Genomic DNA, 14,991 nt, shown 5'->3' with positions numbered 1-14,991 from the left:
GTGGATTCAGCGTGTTCTGTGGAGGAAGCAGCAGAGCATGGACCATATCGACGCGTACTGGCGGGCGGCGAACTATCTGTCCGTCGGGCAGATCTACCTGCTGGACAATCCGCTGCTGAGCGAGCCGCTGCGGCCCGAGCACATCAAGCCGCGCCTGCTCGGCCACTGGGGCACCACGCCGGGGCTGACCTTCTGCTTCGCCCACCTCAACCGGGTGATCAGGGAGCGGGACCAGGACATGATCTACATCGCCGGTCCCGGGCACGGCGGCCCCGCCGCGGTGGCGCACGCGTGGCTGGAGGGCACCTACACGGAGCGCTATCCGGACGTCTCGCAGGACGTGGAGGGCATGCGGCGGCTGTTCCGCCAGTTCTCCTTCCCCGGCGGGATCCCGAGCCACGTGGCGCCCGAGACGCCGGGGTCGATCCACGAGGGCGGGGAGCTGGGCTATTCGCTCGCGCACGCGTACGGAGCCGCCTTCGACAACCCGGACCTGGTCGTGGCCTGCGTCATCGGCGACGGCGAGGCCGAGACGGGCCCGCTCGCGGCGAGCTGGCACTCCAACAAGTTCGCGGACCGCGACCGCGACGGCATCGTGCTGCCCATCCTGCACCTGAACGGCTACAAGATCGCCAACCCCACCGTGCTCGCCCGCATCCCCGAAACCGAGCTGCTCAAGCTCATGGAGGGCTACGGCTACCGCCCCCACGTGGTGGGGCCGGACCACGAGGAGATGGCGCGCGCCCTGGACACCGCCTTCGACCAGATGGCCGCGTACAAGCAGGGCAGGGCCGACCGGCTGCCGATGATCGTCCTGCGAACGCCGAAGGGCTGGACGGGGCCGCGCGAGGTGGACGGCAAGCAGGTCGAGGGCACCTGGCGGGCGCACCAGGTGCCGCTGGCCAACGTCCGCGAGAATGCCGCCCACCTGGCCATGCTCGAGCAGTGGATGCGCTCGTACCGGCCGGAGGAGCTGTTCGACTCCGATGGCGGGCCCGTGCGGGAGGTCCTGGAGACCGTGCCGCGCGGCACGCGCCGGATGAGCGCCAACCCGCACGCCAACGGCGGGGAACTGCTGGAGCCGCTGCGGCTGCCGGACTTCCGCCGGCTCGCGGTCGAGGTCAAGGCGCCCGCCGGGCAGTCGAGCGAGCCGACGCGGGTGCTGGGCGGGTTCCTGCGTGACGTGATCATCGCCAACCCGCGGACGTTCCGGCTGATGGGGCCGGACGAGACCGCCTCGAACCGGCTGTCGGCGGTGTTCGAGGCCACCGACCGGGCGTGGAACGCCGAGATGCTGCCGACGGACGAGCACCTGGCCCCCGGCGGCCGGGTGATGGAGGTGCTGAGCGAGCACCTGTGCCAGGGCTGGCTGGAGGGCTACCTGCTGACCGGCAGGCACGGGCTGTTCAACTGCTACGAGGCGTTCATCCACATCGTGGACGCCATGTTCAACCAGCACGCGAAATGGCTGGAGTCATCGCAGAAGATCCCCTGGCGGCGGCCCGTCGCCTCGCTCAACTACCTGCTGTCCTCGCACGTGTGGCGCCAGGACCACAACGGCTTCAGCCACCAGGACCCCGGCTTCCTCGACGTGGTGATCAACAAGAAGGCGTCCGTGGTGCGGGTCTACCTGCCGCCGGACGCCAACACGCTGCTGTCGGTCGCCGACCACTGCCTGCGCTCGCGCGACTACGTCAACGTGATCGTGGCGGGCAAGCAGCCGGTGCTGGACCTGTTCACGATGGAGGAGGCCGTCGCGCACAACACGCGCGGCCTGGGCATCCTGCCGTGGGCCTCCACCGACGAGGGCGCCGAGCCGGACGTGGTGCTGGCCTGCGCGGGCGACGTGCCCACCCAGGAGACGCTCGCCGCCGCCGCGATCCTGCGCGAGCACCTGCCCGAGCTGAAGGTACGCGTCGTCAACGTGGTCGACCTCATGCGCCTCCAGCCGCCCACGGAGCACCCGCACGGCATGTCGGACGCCGAGTTCGACGCCCTCTTCACCGCCGACAGGCCGGTCGTGTTCGACTTCCACGGCTACCCGTCGCTGATCCACCAGCTCACCTACCGCCGCCACGGCCACGCCAACATCCACGTGCGCGGCTACAAAGAAGAAGGCACCACGACGACACCGTTCGACATGGCCATGATGAACGACATCGACCGCTTCCACCTGGTCATGGACGTCATCGACCGGGTGCCCGGGCTCGGCACCACGGCGGCGCACCTGCGCCAGCGCATGAGCGACGAGCGGCTGCGGGCCCGCGCCCACACGCGCGAGACCGGCGAGGACACCCCCGAGATCAGGTCGTGGACGTGGCCGGGCGCATCCTCGTACTGAACACGGGCTCATCGTCCATCAAGTACGAGCTCGTCGACGTCCGCACCCGCGAGCGCCCGGCCAGGGGGCTGGTGGAGCGCATCGGCGAGGAGCGCGGGCGGCTGACGCACCACGCCGGGGACCGGCCTCCTTACGTGTCGGAGGAGCCGTTCCCCGGGCACGAGGCGGGGCTGGCCGCGGTCATGAAGGCGTTCGAGGCGGCGGGGCCTGAGCTGGACCCGGTCGCGGTCGGGCACCGCGTCGTGCACGGCGGTACCCGGTTCACCGAGGCGGTGCTCGTCGACGACGGCGTCATCGGGGCGATCGAGGAGCTCGCGCCGCTCGCACCCCTGCACAATCCGGTCAACCTCGCCGGGATCCGGGTGGCGCGCGGCGCCTTTCCGGGGGTGCCGCAGGTGGCGGTGTTCGACACCGCGTTCCAGCTGGCGCTGCCGCCCGAGGCGTACACGTACGCGGTGCCGCGCGACTGGCGCGAGCGGCTCGGCGTGCGGCGCTTCGGCTTCCACGGCACCTCCTGCGCGTACGTCTCCCGCCGCGCCGCCGCCTTCCTCGGCCGCGATCCGGCCACCCTCGACCTCATCGTGCTGCACCTGGGCAACGGCGCCAGCGCGACCGCGATCTCCGGCGGGCGCAGCGTCGACACCTCCATGGGCCTGACGCCCCTGGAGGGACTGGTCATGGGCACCCGCTCGGGCGACGTCGACCCCGCGCTCGCCGGCTACCTGGCACGCGTGAACGGGATGGACGCGCGGCAGGTGGAGAGCGGGCTCGACCGCCACGGCGGCCTGCTGGCGCTCGCCGGGACGGGCGACATGCGCGAGGTGCGCGCCCGCGACGACGCCGAGGCCCGGCTGGCCCTGGCGGTCTACACGCGGCGCATCCGCAAGTACGTCGGCGCCTACTACGCGCTGCTCGGGCGGCTGGACGCGATCGTGTTCACCGGCGGGGTCGGGGAGCACGACGCGGCCACCCGCGCCGAGTCCCTGGCCGGGCTCGACCGGCTCGGCGTCACCGTGGACCCCGCGCTCAATCAGGACGAATCGGCGCGGGAGCGGGCGGTCTCGCCGCCGGGCGCGGAGGTGGCCGTGCTCGTCATCCCGACGGACGAGGAATGGGAGATCGCCCGCCAGACCCTCGCGCTGATCACGCCGGGATCATGACGAGCGGCGCGCGACGGCCGGCACCCAGAAGTCCACCGTCGTGCCCGCGCCGGGCGCGCCGCGGATGCTCCACCAGCCGCCGGCCGTCTCGGCCCGCTCGCGCATCTCGATCAGCCCGAAGTGGCCGTCCTGGCCGTCCTGGCGGGTGATCCCGACCCCGTCGTCGCGCACGCGGACGTGGACGCCCCCGTCGAGCCAGGCCAGCTCCACGGCGACGGCGACGGCCCCGGCGTGCTTGCGGACGTTCGTGAGCGCCTCCTGGCAGATGCGGAAGACGGTGATCGCGGCCTCGGCGGGCGGCTCGCCGTCCAGGCCGTTCACCAGCTCGTACGCCACCCCCGCCATCTCCCGCTCCAGGTACGAGGCGAGCCCCTCCGCCAGCCCCTCACCGGGCAGGCGTAACCGGAAGGCCAGGTCGCGCAGGCGCCCCACGGCGGCCTCGACGGCGTCGCCGAGCGCGCGCACGTCGGCCGCGTGCTCCTCGGGCAGGCCCTCCTCCATCGCCCGCAGCCGCATCCCGACGGCGACCATGGACTGGATGGTGTCGTCGTGCACGTCGGAGGCGATGCGGCGGCGCTCCCGCTCCTGGGCCTGGACCAGGTGGCCGAGCAGGAGGCCGCGCTCGTCCAGCGCCCTGGCCATGCTGCGCCGCTCGGTCAGGTCACGCGTCACCTTGCCGAACCCGCGCAGCTCGCCGCGCCCGTCGCGCAGGGCGGTGATGACCACGCTGGCCCAGAACCTGGTGCCGTCCTTGCGGACCCGCCACCCCTCCTCCTCCCAGCGGCCGTCGGCGGCGGCCGCCTCCAGCCCCGTGAACGGCTTGCCGGCCGCGACGGCCTCGGGCGGGTAGAAGACGGAGAAGTGGGTGCCGATGATCTCCTCGGCCGTGTAGCCCTTGATGCGCTGGGCCCCGGCGTTCCAGCTCACGATCCTGCCGCGGGGATCGAGCATGAAGATGGCGTAATCGCGGATGCTCTGGACGAGCAGCTCCATATCCGCTTGTGGAGGATTATCCACGGCCATACCGCAGCTTTTCACGACGTGGCCTGATGACCCAAACCCGCCCGGCAGGTTCAGGAGTCGTAAGCGCGGGCCTGGAGCGGGGCGAGGCGGGGCGCCAGCTCGCACCACACCACCTTTCCGCCAGTCTCCCCGTCGACGGGCGTGGTCCCCCAGCCGGTGGACAGGAGCCGGACGACGTGCAGGCCCCAGCCGTTCGACGGACCGGGTTCGCGGGGCTCGGGCAGCCGCTCCCCGGCGTCGCCCACCTCGACCCGCACCTGCGCCGCGCTGCCCCGCATCCTCAGGGACGGCGGGCCGTCGCCGTGCACGAGCGCGTTGGTCACCAGCTCGGACACCACGAGGAGGACATCCTCGTGGTAGCCCTGGTAGCCGCACTCCGCCAGGGCCCGACGGACGATCCGGCGCGCCGCCGTGATGCTGTCCATCTCCTTCGGCAGGGGCGTGTCCACCTGGTACTGCCAGGCCTTCTCGCTGACCACCCCTCTACTTTCGGGTAGCCATTATCCGATCACGAGACGCATCCGCGCCAGGCCGCCTGGTACACCTGTGGGACGCGAGATGGTGCACATGCGTCAGTCGAGCAGCCCTTCCCTGCGGGCCAGCGCGACCGCCTCCAGCTTGGTCCGGGCGCCCAGCTTCTCCAGCACGTGCTGCACGTGGTTGCGCGCCGTGTTGCGGGCCACGCCGAGCCGTTCGCCGATCTCGCGCGCGCCCATGCCGTCGGCCATGAGCAACAGCGTCTCCCGCTCGCGAGCCGTCAGCGCGGACCCCAGGAGCCCCGCGCGCCCGGTCAGCCGGTCGAGCACCCCGGGCAGCAGCCCGGGCGCGAACACCACCCCGCCGGCCGCCACCTCCCGCACCGCCGATTCCAGCTCCCCCAGCCGGGACGACTTCACCACCAGCCCGGCGCCCCCGGCCGCCACCGCGCGGGCCGCCACGGAGACGGTCGCCTCGCCGGTCAGCACCAGCACCCGCGCCTTGGGCGCCGCCGCCACCAGCCGCCCGATGGCCGCGATCCCGTCGCCGTCGGGCAGGCGCCGGTCGAGCACGACGACGTCCGGCTGGCACCTGCCGGTCTCGGCCACCGCGCCGGCGACGCTGCCGGTCTGGGCCACCACCTCGATGTCGGGCACCCGCGCCAGCGCCAGCCCGATGGCCTCGGCGACCATGGCGTGATCCTCCACGAGAACCACCCGGATCGAAGGGGGAGTCGCCATGTCTGCCGCTGCCTCTGTCCGCGGTTTCCGCGCCCGCGCGGGGCGCACGCCGGCCCGGCGCCACGAGCAGTGTCCCACGGCCCGCGCGCCCGTGGCCAACGGCGCCGTACGCTCACGGCTTCCAGGGCAGGCGGCGGTGCTTGAAGGTCGGATACTTGGTCTCCCAGTAGCGCCAGCCCTCGACCCTGGCGGGGATGTTGGCGAATCCGCTGGCGACCCTGACGTCGCGGCACGTGCCCATCACCTGCCAGGCCGACCAGCCGATGCGGTAGCCGAAGACGCGGTACCACAGATGGCCGTACATCCCCTTGGTGATCTCCCGGCTGTATTCGTGGCCGGTGAAGACCATGTGACGCTCTTCGAGGTGCGGAAGCCCCATCCTGCGCATCTCGTGCACCACTTCGCGGGTGGTGATCGGTTCCACGAGGGTGAGCGGTTCAGTCGTGGAGACGGCTTTCCGCCTCTCGTTCTCGGTCTCCAGGAACGCGCGGACCTCGTGCTCCCGGGTGACCGACGCCGTGACCGTGCCGCCGGGGCCGTCGACGAAGTTGGTGCGGGGCAGGAAGAAGTTCCGCGGAGAGAGCGAGTGCACCTTGAAGAAGAGGTGCGGGCTGCATCGGTCGCCGTGGATGAGGGGGAAGTGACGGTGACGGTGACGGCGGCGGCGGTCGGTGGTGTTCGCGGTGTTCGCGGTGTCCGCGGTGTCTGCGGTGTCTGCGGTGTCCGCGGCGGCGGTGTCCACGGTGTCAGCGGTGCGGTCGGTGTCGTCGTCGTCCGCTCTCGCCGCCGGCACCAGGGCGGCGACCAGGACCATCGAAAGAGAGCCGCTCACTGCCCATCTCATCGCGTGACGCGCCTTGGGCCAAGCGGAATTGACTGGGGCAATTGTCCGTGAATTGGGAGTGGACATGTACCGTACCTTTCGGGATGCGTCAGGCCAGGGTCCGGCCTGTGCCGCCCGTCGAGCGGGCCGACAAGATCGGTACGATGGTTACAGTTGCGGCGAGGCGCTCTTCAACGCCACGCCGCAGGCGAATATCCCATGCTGGGAAAGCGCCGGTGAAAAAGTGTCAATAGCGGGTCGTCCCTTTCACAAACGCACATCGCGGTGTTCCGGCATCGCCGAGCCTGTGTCCGGAGAGTCGGATATAGGCCGGATGACCTGCTACGACGCCGATCACGGGGCCGCCCGGACCGGCCAAAAGGGTAATTCCCCGTGGAAATCTGAGAATTTCTCCCGACCTTCCAGGAGAATGTCGGCTGTGTCCTGCGCGTCGTCAGTGCTGCGTCTTGTGCGGGCCGTCGTGTTCGCGACGGTCTGCGGCGCGGTGTCGGCGGGCGGGCACGCGCTGGCGGGCGGTGGCCTGGTGCCGTTCGAGGTCTACCTGGCCGGGGTGCTGGCCGCGCTCGGGCTGGCGTACCTGATCGACGGGCGCGAACGCGGCCCCGTGGCGGTGCTGGTGGCGACCGTGGGCACCCAGATGCTGCTGCACCAGCTCTTCGAGCGGCTCACGCCCGCGGCCGAGGCCGGTCCGGCGCACGGGCATCCCGCGCCCGGCATGGCGCTGGTCCATCTGACGATGGCGGGGCTGACGGCCTGGTGGCTGCACCGGGGCGAGCGCGCGCTGTGGCTCATGATCCGCCTGTACGGCGCGCCGCGGCCGATCGTCCCGCTGCCCGCCGCCGCCGTCCCGGCCGGGACCGTGCGGCCCTCGTGGCGGCCGGTCACCCCCTACCTGACCGCGTACGCGGGAAGGACCGTTTCCGGCGCGATCCTCAGGCGAGGCCCACCCCAGGGGCCGAGGCACTTCGGCTGACGCACAAGTTCCTTGGCGCGCCCGGCGGGGCGCGTACCCTTGCCTGTGTCCGGACGGCGCCACGCGCGCGTCCGGGAGATCGTTCTGGAGACCCATCATGGCGTTCCTGCCACGACACATCATCGGGGCGGCACTCGCGTGCGCCCTCGTCCTGATATTCCCCGCGTCGCCGGCGTTCGCGCACGACGCGCTCAAGAGCAGCTCGCCTGCCAAGAACTCCCAGGTCGGCTCGGTCGACGAGATCGAGCTCGAATACAGCGCGAGCGTGAAGTTCCCGTTCGTCGTGCTGCATGACGCGGCGGGCAAGGAGGTCCCGCTCGGCAAGCCGGTGCTCGAGGGGCCTAAGGTGCTCACCGACGTCCCGCAGCCGCTCCCCCCGGGCCCGTACGTCATCGCCTGGCGGGTGGTTTCGTCCGACGGGCATCCCATTGAGGGCGAAATCCCCTTCAGCGTGAAAGGATCACCTTCTTCATCGGCTTCGCCCTCGTCCATCGGCGGGGGGCCGACGGCGAGCACGCCGCCCCGGGCGGTCGGGTCCGCCGCGGCGGCCGGCGAGCGGCCCGCGGCCTCCGCGGGGGTTCCCGGCTGGATCTGGGGCGGGCTGGTGGTGCTTGTCGTGCTGGGCGCGTTCGTTCTGATCCGGACCGCGCGCCGCGGCCCAGATCGGGAGGAAGTGGATGCGGATTGAGGAAGCCAGACAGATCGCTCGGCAGTGGGTGCTGGAGGAAGGCGCCGCGCTGCCGGGCTTCGAAGGGGCCTTCCTGACCGGGTCGGCCCTGTGGGCCGACCCGGCCGCCGAGCTGGCCGCGACCTCGGACGTGGACGTCATCGTGATCGCGGACCAGCCCGTCCGCCTGGGCAAGTTCGCCTACCGCGGGGTCCTGCTGGAGGTCTCCTCCATCTCCGAGCTGGGCTCCACGCACGAGGTGCTGAGCGACTACCACCTGGCCGGCAGCTTCCACCTCCCCTGCGTGCTGGCCGACCCGTCCGGGCGGCTGACCGAGATCCAGCGGGTGGTCTCGCGCGACTTCGCCGAGCGGCCGTGGATCCTGGCCCGGTGCACCAACGCCATGGACCGGGTGCGCGGGTTCATCAACGGCATCGACGAGCGGGCTCCCCTGCCCGACCAGGTCAACTCGTGGCTGTTCGGCACCGGGGTGACCACCCACGTGCTGCTGGTGGCGGCGCTGCGCAACCCCACGATCCGGCGCCGCTACGTGGACGTGGGCGAGCTGCTCGCCGAGCACGGGCGGCTGGACTTCCACGAGAGCCTGCTCGAACTCCTGGGCGCCGCGCACCTGAGCGCGGCCCGGGTCGAGCGGCACCTGGCCGTGCTGGAGAAGGTGTTCGACGCCACGGCGGCCGTCCGCGTCCCCTCCTACCCGTTCGACTCGGACATCACCCCGGCCGCGCGGCCCATCGCCATCGACGGCACCCGCGAGCTCATCGGGCGCGGCCTGCACCGGGAGGCGGTCTTCTGGATGGTGGCCACCTACGCGCGCTGCCTGGCCAAGCGGGCCCTGGCGGGTGAACAGGCGGGCGAACAGGCGGACGAGCACGGATACGAGGACGGCTTCCGCGACCTGCTGGCCGACCTGGGGGCGGAGACGCGCCGGGACCGGCGCCGCAAGGGAGACCTGGTCCTGGCGGCGCTGCCCGGCGTGTGGCAGACGGCGATGGCCCTGTGCTAGGGCCTCAGGCCACGTAGGGGGTGGTCCGGCGGGCGTCCCGCAGCACCCCGCTCCACCAGCCGAGCTGGTCGAGCAGCGCCTTGGCGGCGACGTCGGGCCCCTCTGGGTCCAGCAGCTCGCCGTCGGGGCCGAACCGGCTCCAGTGCTGGTCGAAGCTGATCGTGTTGCGGATCGTCATGGCGTGCACCTCGGCGAAGACCGGCCGCAGGTGCTCGGCCGCCCGCACCCCGCCGCCGTACCCGCCGTAGGAGACGAGCGCGACCGGCTTGGCCATCCACGCCGTGAAGTGCCAGTCGATGGCGCTCTTGAGCGAGGCCGGGAAACTGTGGTTGTACTCCGGCGTCACCACCGCGAACGCGTCCGCCGCCGCCAGCCGCGCGGCCAGCCGCCTGAGGTCCTCCGGGCGGGACTCCACGTCGGCCAGCTCCTCGGGGGTGGCGGGCATCACCGCGGGCAGCGGCGTCTGCGCCAGGTCGATCACGTCGAGGTCGAACAGCCCGTGCGTGCGCGCCCGCTCCGTGAGCCACTCCGTGATCCTGGGGCCGAACCGCCCTTCGCGAACGCTGCCGGTGATCACTGCCAATGTCATGTTCTCCATGCGTCCCAGGCTCGTGGACACCGGGCGGGCCAGGGAGACCGCGCTGAGACTGGCCCTCGCGGGGCCACGCTACGGGCCGGTCGCCGGGCCTACACTCGTGGCCCGTGGATGACAACGAACTGGGGGCGTTCCTGCGCTCCCGCAGGGAGGCCGTCAAGCCCGAGGACGTCGGGCTGCCCGGCGGCCCGCGGCGGCGCACGCCGGGGCTGCGCAGGTCCGAGCTGGCCACCCTGGCGGGGGTGAGCGTCGAATACCTGACCAGGCTGGAGCAGGGCCGCGACCGCAACCCGTCCACGCAGGTGCTCATCACGCTGGCCGACGCGCTGCGGCTGACCCACGAGGAGCGTGTCCACGTGCGTCAGCTGGCCAAGGTGGCCAGCGGCGACGTGCGGCTGTGCCCGGCCGCGGCGGAGGCCCCGGCCCGCACGGTGCGCCCGACGGTGCGGGCGGTGCTCGACCGGCTGGAGCCCGCGCCCGCGGTGCTGCTCAACCGGGTGGGCGAGGTGCTCGCCCGCACGACGGGGTTCGAGCGGCTGTACGGCCCGGTCGGGCTGCTCGACGGCGATCCGCCCAACATGGTCAGGTACGTCTTCGCCGACGCGCGGGCCAGGGCCGCCTACCCCGACTGGGACCGCGTGGCCGACGAGCACGCGGCCGCGCTCAAGCTGGCGGCGACCAAGGCCGACCCGTTCGCGCAGGAGCTGGTCGCGGAGCTGTCGTTCGCGGCGGGCGAGGCGTTCAGCGGGCGGCCGGCCCGGCCCGCCCCGCCGCTGCCGGCCCCGGTGGAGCGGCTGGCGCATCCGCTGGCCGGGGAGCTGCGGCTCAAGCGCGAGCAGCTCGAGCTCTCCTACGACGACCAGCGGGTGGTCGTCTACCTGCCGGCGGACGCCGCCACCTCGGCCGCGCTCGACCGCCTGACCGGCCGCCTTCCGGGCGCCCTGCGCGCCGTCAGCGGCTGACCGCTCCTACGCGCGGCGCAGCGACCTGGTCAGGCCCGCGGCGATCGTGGTGGCCAGCACCCAGCCGGCGGCGATCAGCCCGTACGCGAGCCACTGCGTCCCGCCGAGCGGGTTGAACGCCTTCTCCTGCCCGAAGTCGATGAGCGGCAGCAGCAGGTCCAGCGTGTAGACGAGGGCGTGGAACGGCGGCGCCTCCCCCGGCTTCAGCGGCGGCGGCTCGGCCAGGCCGAACACGATCGTGCCCACGGCCAGGAGCGCCAGCAGCCAGGCGGCCGCGCGTAAGGGGCGGAAGCCGTACCCGACGGTGACGTCCTGCAGGTGGCCCCAGAGCCCGGCGTACCACGGGAGGCTGGCGCGCCGCCGCCGCTGGCCGGCCAGGAGCGTGTCGCGGGCGTCGGCATCGCTGCCCAGCCGCCGGTACATCGCGGCGAGCTGCTCGTACGCGTGCGGCAGGTAGCCCTCGGGATCCCTGCGCAGCCAGCCGAGCCGTCCGGCGGCGGGCAGCATGGGGTCGAGCACCTCGTACGCGAGCCCGTCCATGCGCATCGCGTCCGGCCAGACGCCGGGGTCGTCGCGCAGGACGCCGATGCGCGCGTGGCGCAGCTCCACCGTGCCCCGGACGGGTGCGGCGGTGCGCAGGGCCAGCTCGCGCGCCTCCACCCGCCAGCATTTGAGCGCCACCTCGCCGGGGGCCTCCAGCGTGGCGTCGTCGAAGCACAGGCGGCTGCCGACCTGGGCGTTGGTCAGCCGGACCCGGCCCTGGGCCGAGAAGCCGCTGCAGAGGTTGAGCACCTTTCCGACCGTGATGCCGTTGGCGGTCAGGGCCGAGCCACCGGGGTTGGCCAGCCTGGCGCCCTCGAAGTGGGCGGGGCCGGTGACGGAGGCGTCGAGCAGGCTGATCTCGCCCTCCACGGTCATCCCGTCGCGGGCGTGCAGGGCGCCGTCCACCGTGAGGCCGTCGCCGAACAGGGCTACGCCGCCCGGGTTGCGCAGGGTGGCGCCGTCGAGGTTGAGCGAGCGGGCGACGGCGGCGCTCTCCAGGCGCACCTGGCCCTCGGTCTCGACCAGCGACAGGGAAAGACCGCCCTCGGCGTTGAGCCCGCCGCCGCGCACGGCGAGGCCCCCGGGGTTGCGCACGCGCGAGCCGCGCAGCGTGATCGGCCCGCCGACCCGGGCGAAGCGCACGGAGATCTCCCCGTCGGCGGTCACCCCCCGGGCGAACAGGCCCGCCTGGGCGGTCAGGTTGGACGCGCCGAAGGCCATGCCGCCGGGCGCGTGCAGGCGGGCGTCGTCGAGGTTGACGGCGGCGCCGATCCGCGCGGCCGTGAGGAAGATCTCGCCGTGGCTGCTGAAGCCGTCCTGGGCCCGCAGGTTGCCCCCGACGTCGAGGTGCTCGCCGTTGACGACGACCCCGCCCGGGTTGTCCAGGTGGGCGCGGTTGAGGTTGAGGTTGCCGCTGACGCGGGCGCCGGACAGGCGCAGCTCGCCGGTGACGTGGCAGCCGGCCAGGCGCAGGTTGCCGTCCACCTGGATGTTCGAGGCGATCAGGCCGGGCAGCGTGGAGCCGCTCAGGCTGAGGAACCGGGTGCGCGCCTGGTACAGGTCGGGCGCCTCGTCGAACGCGCACTGCTCAAGGGTGATCGGGAAGCCGATCTCGGCGAAGGCCAGGTGGAGCAGGCCGGTGATCCGGGCGCCGATGAGGCGCAGCGCGGGCTTGGGCCCGTCGTGCTCGCCGAGGAGCAGCTCGGCCAGGGCCTGCGCGCGAACGGCCGGGTCGAGGTCGCCCGAGCGCAGGTCGACTTCCCTGCCGCGGGGCACGGCTTCGGCCACGGCCCGCTCGGCCGGGAGGAGATCGGTGATTTTCACACGGCCATACTGCGTTGCCCGCCCGGGATCCGCAGCCGATCTCGGTGGCCGCCTACTCGCGTACGTCGAGCCCCAGCGCGCCGGCCACGACCGTCGCCTGGAACGGGTCGATGATCGCGTTCTTGAGCGTGACGGTGAGCGGGTCGAGCGTGCTCAGGTCGCTGCCGCGCAGGTCGCACCGCGTCAGGTCGGCGCCGCGCAGCGACGCGCCCGACAGGTCGGCCCGCCGCAGCTCGGCACCCTCCAGCCGGACGCCCGACAGGTCGGCCTCCCGCAGCCGGGTGCCGCGGAAGACGCTGCCCCGCAGGTCGGCGCCGGCGAGGCCGACGTACGACCAGTCGCCGCCCTCGACCTTGAGCAGCCCGTACGTGCACCCGTCGAACACGCTGCCGGTCAGCTTGCACCCGTCGAACGTCGCGTCGAAGAACGAGCACCGCGTGAACGTGCAGTTGACGAAGCGGGCGTCGTCGTGGGCCGACACGTTGAAGCGCACGTTGCTGAAGTGGCACTCCTCGAAGGAGGAGCCGTGATCAACCAGCTCGGTCATGTCCACGTCCTGGAACAGCACCCGGCGATGGCTCTCGCCGGAGATCTCCACGCTGTCCCAGTCGGTGGACCAGATCGTCTTCTCGGTGGGCTGGGTCATGCGAACAAACTAGCGGATCAGGACCGCTTGGCGATGGAGGTGATGAGAGGTTGCACGAGCTTGGCCGCCAGGGGCCCGAAGGCCGCCAGGATGAGGACGTACGCCGCCGCCAGCGCGCCCAGGTCGGGGTGGGCGCCCGCGCCCACCGCCAGGCCCGCGATGACGATGTTGAACTCGCCGCGCGGGATGAGCGCGATGCCCGCCCGCGCCTGACCCGCCTTGCCGATGCCCGCCCGCCTGGCCGCGTACGCGCCGGTCAGCAGCTTGGTGATCATGCTGACCACCGCGAGCAGCGCGGCCAGCCCCGCCACGGGAAGGATCTTCGCCGGATCGGTCTGGAGGCCGAAGAAGACGAAGAACACCGCCGCGAACAGGTCGCGCAGCGGCGCCAGCAGCGCCTGCGCGTCCTCGGCGAGCTCGCCGGACAGCGCGATGCCGACCAGGAACGCGCCGACCGCCGCCGACACGTTCAGCTGCTGGGCGAGCCCGGCCACGAGCAGGGCGAGCCCGACCACCTTGAGCAGCAGCACCTCGTTGTTGGGGCTGGCCACGAACGCCTCGATGAAGCGCCCGAACTTGAGCGCCACCACCAGCACCGCGCTCACGGTCAGCAGCGCGACGCCCACCGCGACCGCCCCGCTGGCCAGGCTCAGCCCGGCCAGGATGGTCGTCAGGATCGGCAGGTAGACGGCCATCGTCAGGTCTTCGAAGACCAGCAGCGACAGCACCGTCGGCGTCTCCCGGTTACCGATCCATCCCAGATCGGACAGCACCTTGGCGGTGATCCCGGAGGAGGTGGCGTACGTGACGCCCGCCATGGCCACGGCCGCGACCGGGCCCCAGCCCAGCAGTAATGCGCAGATCGCGCCGGGGGCGGCGTTCAGCACCAGGTCGACGATGCCCGCGCGGACGTTGCCGGTCAGGCTGGTGACCAGCTCGTCGGCGTTGTACTCCAGGCCGAGCGTCAGCAGCAGCAGGACGACGCCCAGCTCCGCGCCGACGGAGACGAAGTCGTCGCTGGTCGCCAGCGGCAGCACCCCGCCGGTCCCGAACGCCAGGCCGGCGATCAGGTAGAGCGGGATGGGCGAGATGCCCACGCGCAGCGCGAGGGCGCCCAGGATTCCCAGGGCGAGGACAATGGCACCGAACTCGAGAAAGAGGACCGCGGTGTGGTGCACCCGCGGTCCTACCCGTCCGCCAGGATGCCGGCCACCTCGGCGGTGGTGTCCTCGCTGCCCACGACGACCACGACGTCGCCCGCGGCGAACACGAAGTCGGGGCCGGGGCTGGCGAAGACCCGCCCGCTGCGCACGACGGCCACGATGGAGGCGCTGGTACGGGTCCGCACCCGGGCGTCACCCATGGGACGCCCGGCGTAGGGGGAACCGTCCGGGACGGGCAGCTGCACGCTGACCAGGCCCTCGACCTGCTCGTGCAGCTGGTTGAGCCGCTGCACGATGCGAGGGGCGCCGAGGAGCTCGGCCAGGGCGTCGGCCTCCTCGTCGTTGAGCTTGACCACGTGGCAGACGGCGTCGGGATCGTCCGCGTCGTAGATCACCAGGTCCCGGCGACCGGTGCGATGGGACACGACGCCGACCCGCTGTCCTTTGCGGGTGGTGAAGTCGTGTCGTAGCCCGATTCCCGGCAGCGCTGTCTGTTCGACCTCCACCTAT

The 14,991-nt window shown here is 72.4% G+C and carries 15 protein-coding genes; 6 read left to right on the top strand and 9 right to left on the bottom strand.

Annotated features, from left to right (window positions below):
- Positions 1–37 precede the first annotated feature (37 nt).
- Together ABZX61_RS18700 and ABZX61_RS18695 are read left to right on the top strand one after the other, a co-directional pair.
- On the top strand, positions 38–2,341 hold the full coding sequence (locus ABZX61_RS18700) for a phosphoketolase family protein (RefSeq protein WP_355195972.1): 2,304 nt from the start codon (positions 38–40) through the stop codon (positions 2,339–2,341).
- Complete coding sequence (locus tag ABZX61_RS18695; RefSeq protein ID WP_355195970.1) at positions 2,317–3,501, top strand: acetate kinase; 1,185 nt, start codon at positions 2,317–2,319, stop codon at positions 3,499–3,501. Before ABZX61_RS18700 ends, ABZX61_RS18695 begins: the two co-directional genes overlap by 25 nt.
- Here ABZX61_RS18695 and ABZX61_RS18690 read toward each other — a convergent pair.
- From ABZX61_RS18690 to ABZX61_RS18675, 4 genes are all read right to left on the bottom strand, one after another.
- Entirely contained in the window at positions 3,496–4,494 is a 999-nt protein-coding gene (locus tag ABZX61_RS18690; RefSeq protein WP_355195968.1) for a PAS domain S-box protein, read from the bottom strand. The genes ABZX61_RS18695 and ABZX61_RS18690 overlap by 6 nt on opposite strands.
- 80 nt (positions 4,495–4,574) lie before the next feature.
- Positions 4,575–5,003: an ATP-binding protein gene (locus tag ABZX61_RS18685; RefSeq protein ID WP_355195966.1), complete on the bottom strand. Its 429-nt coding sequence runs from the start codon at positions 5,001–5,003 to the stop codon at positions 4,575–4,577.
- A gap of 93 nt (positions 5,004–5,096) precedes the next feature.
- On the bottom strand, positions 5,097–5,741 hold the full coding sequence (locus tag ABZX61_RS18680) for a response regulator transcription factor (RefSeq protein WP_355195964.1): 645 nt from the start codon (positions 5,739–5,741) through the stop codon (positions 5,097–5,099).
- 112 nt (positions 5,742–5,853) lie between these two features.
- The gene (locus tag ABZX61_RS18675; protein WP_355195962.1) at positions 5,854–6,573 is read right to left on the bottom strand and encodes a hypothetical protein; all 720 of its coding nucleotides are present in this window, start codon (positions 6,571–6,573) and stop codon (positions 5,854–5,856) included.
- 448 nt (positions 6,574–7,021) lie between these two features.
- Here ABZX61_RS18675 and ABZX61_RS18670 point away from each other — a divergent pair, with 448 nt between their 5' ends.
- From ABZX61_RS18670 to ABZX61_RS18660, 3 genes are all read left to right on the top strand, one after another.
- Positions 7,022–7,558, top strand: coding sequence for a hypothetical protein (locus tag ABZX61_RS18670; protein WP_355195960.1), 537 nt, complete (start codon positions 7,022–7,024; stop codon positions 7,556–7,558).
- A gap of 97 nt (positions 7,559–7,655) precedes the next feature.
- Positions 7,656–8,246, top strand: a complete 591-nt coding sequence (locus ABZX61_RS18665; RefSeq protein ID WP_355195958.1) for a copper resistance protein CopC — start codon at positions 7,656–7,658, stop codon at positions 8,244–8,246.
- Positions 8,236–9,249 carry a hypothetical protein gene (locus ABZX61_RS18660; RefSeq protein WP_355195956.1) on the top strand — a complete coding sequence of 338 codons (1,014 nt, stop codon included), beginning with the start codon at positions 8,236–8,238 and terminating at the stop codon, positions 9,247–9,249. Before ABZX61_RS18665 ends, ABZX61_RS18660 begins: the two co-directional genes overlap by 11 nt.
- A 4-nt stretch (positions 9,250–9,253) precedes the next feature.
- Here ABZX61_RS18660 and ABZX61_RS18655 read toward each other — a convergent pair whose 3' ends face one another.
- Positions 9,254–9,838: an NAD(P)H-dependent oxidoreductase gene (locus tag ABZX61_RS18655; protein WP_355195954.1), complete on the bottom strand. Its 585-nt coding sequence runs from the start codon at positions 9,836–9,838 to the stop codon at positions 9,254–9,256.
- Between the two features lie 113 nt (positions 9,839–9,951).
- Between ABZX61_RS18655 and ABZX61_RS18650 the strand changes: the two genes are divergently transcribed.
- On the top strand, positions 9,952–10,806 hold the full coding sequence (locus ABZX61_RS18650; RefSeq protein WP_355195952.1) for a helix-turn-helix domain-containing protein: 855 nt from the start codon (positions 9,952–9,954) through the stop codon (positions 10,804–10,806).
- 6 nt (positions 10,807–10,812) lie between these two features.
- Here ABZX61_RS18650 and ABZX61_RS18645 read toward each other — a convergent pair whose 3' ends face one another.
- Genes ABZX61_RS18645 through ABZX61_RS18630 form a run of 4 tightly spaced genes read right to left on the bottom strand, consistent with a single transcriptional unit; the run spans position 10,813 to position 14,987 of the window.
- On the bottom strand, positions 10,813–12,672 hold the full coding sequence (locus ABZX61_RS18645; RefSeq protein WP_355195950.1) for a hypothetical protein: 1,860 nt from the start codon (positions 12,670–12,672) through the stop codon (positions 10,813–10,815).
- 52 nt (positions 12,673–12,724) lie between these two features.
- A complete protein-coding gene (locus ABZX61_RS18640) occupies positions 12,725–13,318 on the bottom strand; it encodes a pentapeptide repeat-containing protein (RefSeq protein ID WP_355195948.1) in 594 nt (197 codons plus the stop codon).
- A gap of 17 nt (positions 13,319–13,335) precedes the next feature.
- A complete protein-coding gene (locus ABZX61_RS18635) occupies positions 13,336–14,496 on the bottom strand; it encodes a cation:proton antiporter (RefSeq protein WP_350727869.1) in 1,161 nt (386 codons plus the stop codon).
- A gap of 8 nt (positions 14,497–14,504) precedes the next feature.
- Positions 14,505–14,987 carry a cation:proton antiporter regulatory subunit gene (locus ABZX61_RS18630; RefSeq protein WP_319713832.1) on the bottom strand — a complete coding sequence of 161 codons (483 nt, stop codon included), beginning with the start codon at positions 14,985–14,987 and terminating at the stop codon, positions 14,505–14,507.
- Positions 14,988–14,991: the final 4 nt, after the last annotated feature.

The sequence above is a fragment of the Nonomuraea sp. NPDC003709 genome (assembly GCF_040610775.1).
Lineage (GTDB): Bacteria > Actinomycetota > Actinomycetes > Streptosporangiales > Streptosporangiaceae > Nonomuraea > Nonomuraea angiospora_A.
This window is presented reverse-complemented; position numbering and strand designations above follow the sequence as displayed.

Coding starts and splice junctions, on each gene's coding strand:
- ABZX61_RS18700 (WP_355195972.1), top strand. CDS start 38: ATGGACCATATCGACGCGTACTGGCGGGCGGCGAACTATCTGTCCGTC.
- ABZX61_RS18690 (WP_355195968.1), bottom strand. CDS start 4,494: ATGGAGCTGCTCGTCCAGAGCATCCGCGATTACGCCATCTTCATGCTC.
- ABZX61_RS18680 (WP_355195964.1), bottom strand. CDS start 5,741: ATGGCGACTCCCCCTTCGATCCGGGTGGTTCTCGTGGAGGATCACGCC.
- ABZX61_RS18665 (WP_355195958.1), top strand. CDS start 7,656: ATGGCGTTCCTGCCACGACACATCATCGGGGCGGCACTCGCGTGCGCC.
- ABZX61_RS18660 (WP_355195956.1), top strand. CDS start 8,236: ATGCGGATTGAGGAAGCCAGACAGATCGCTCGGCAGTGGGTGCTGGAG.
- ABZX61_RS18655 (WP_355195954.1), bottom strand. CDS start 9,838: ATGACATTGGCAGTGATCACCGGCAGCGTTCGCGAAGGGCGGTTCGGC.
- ABZX61_RS18640 (WP_355195948.1), bottom strand. CDS start 13,318: ATGACCCAGCCCACCGAGAAGACGATCTGGTCCACCGACTGGGACAGC.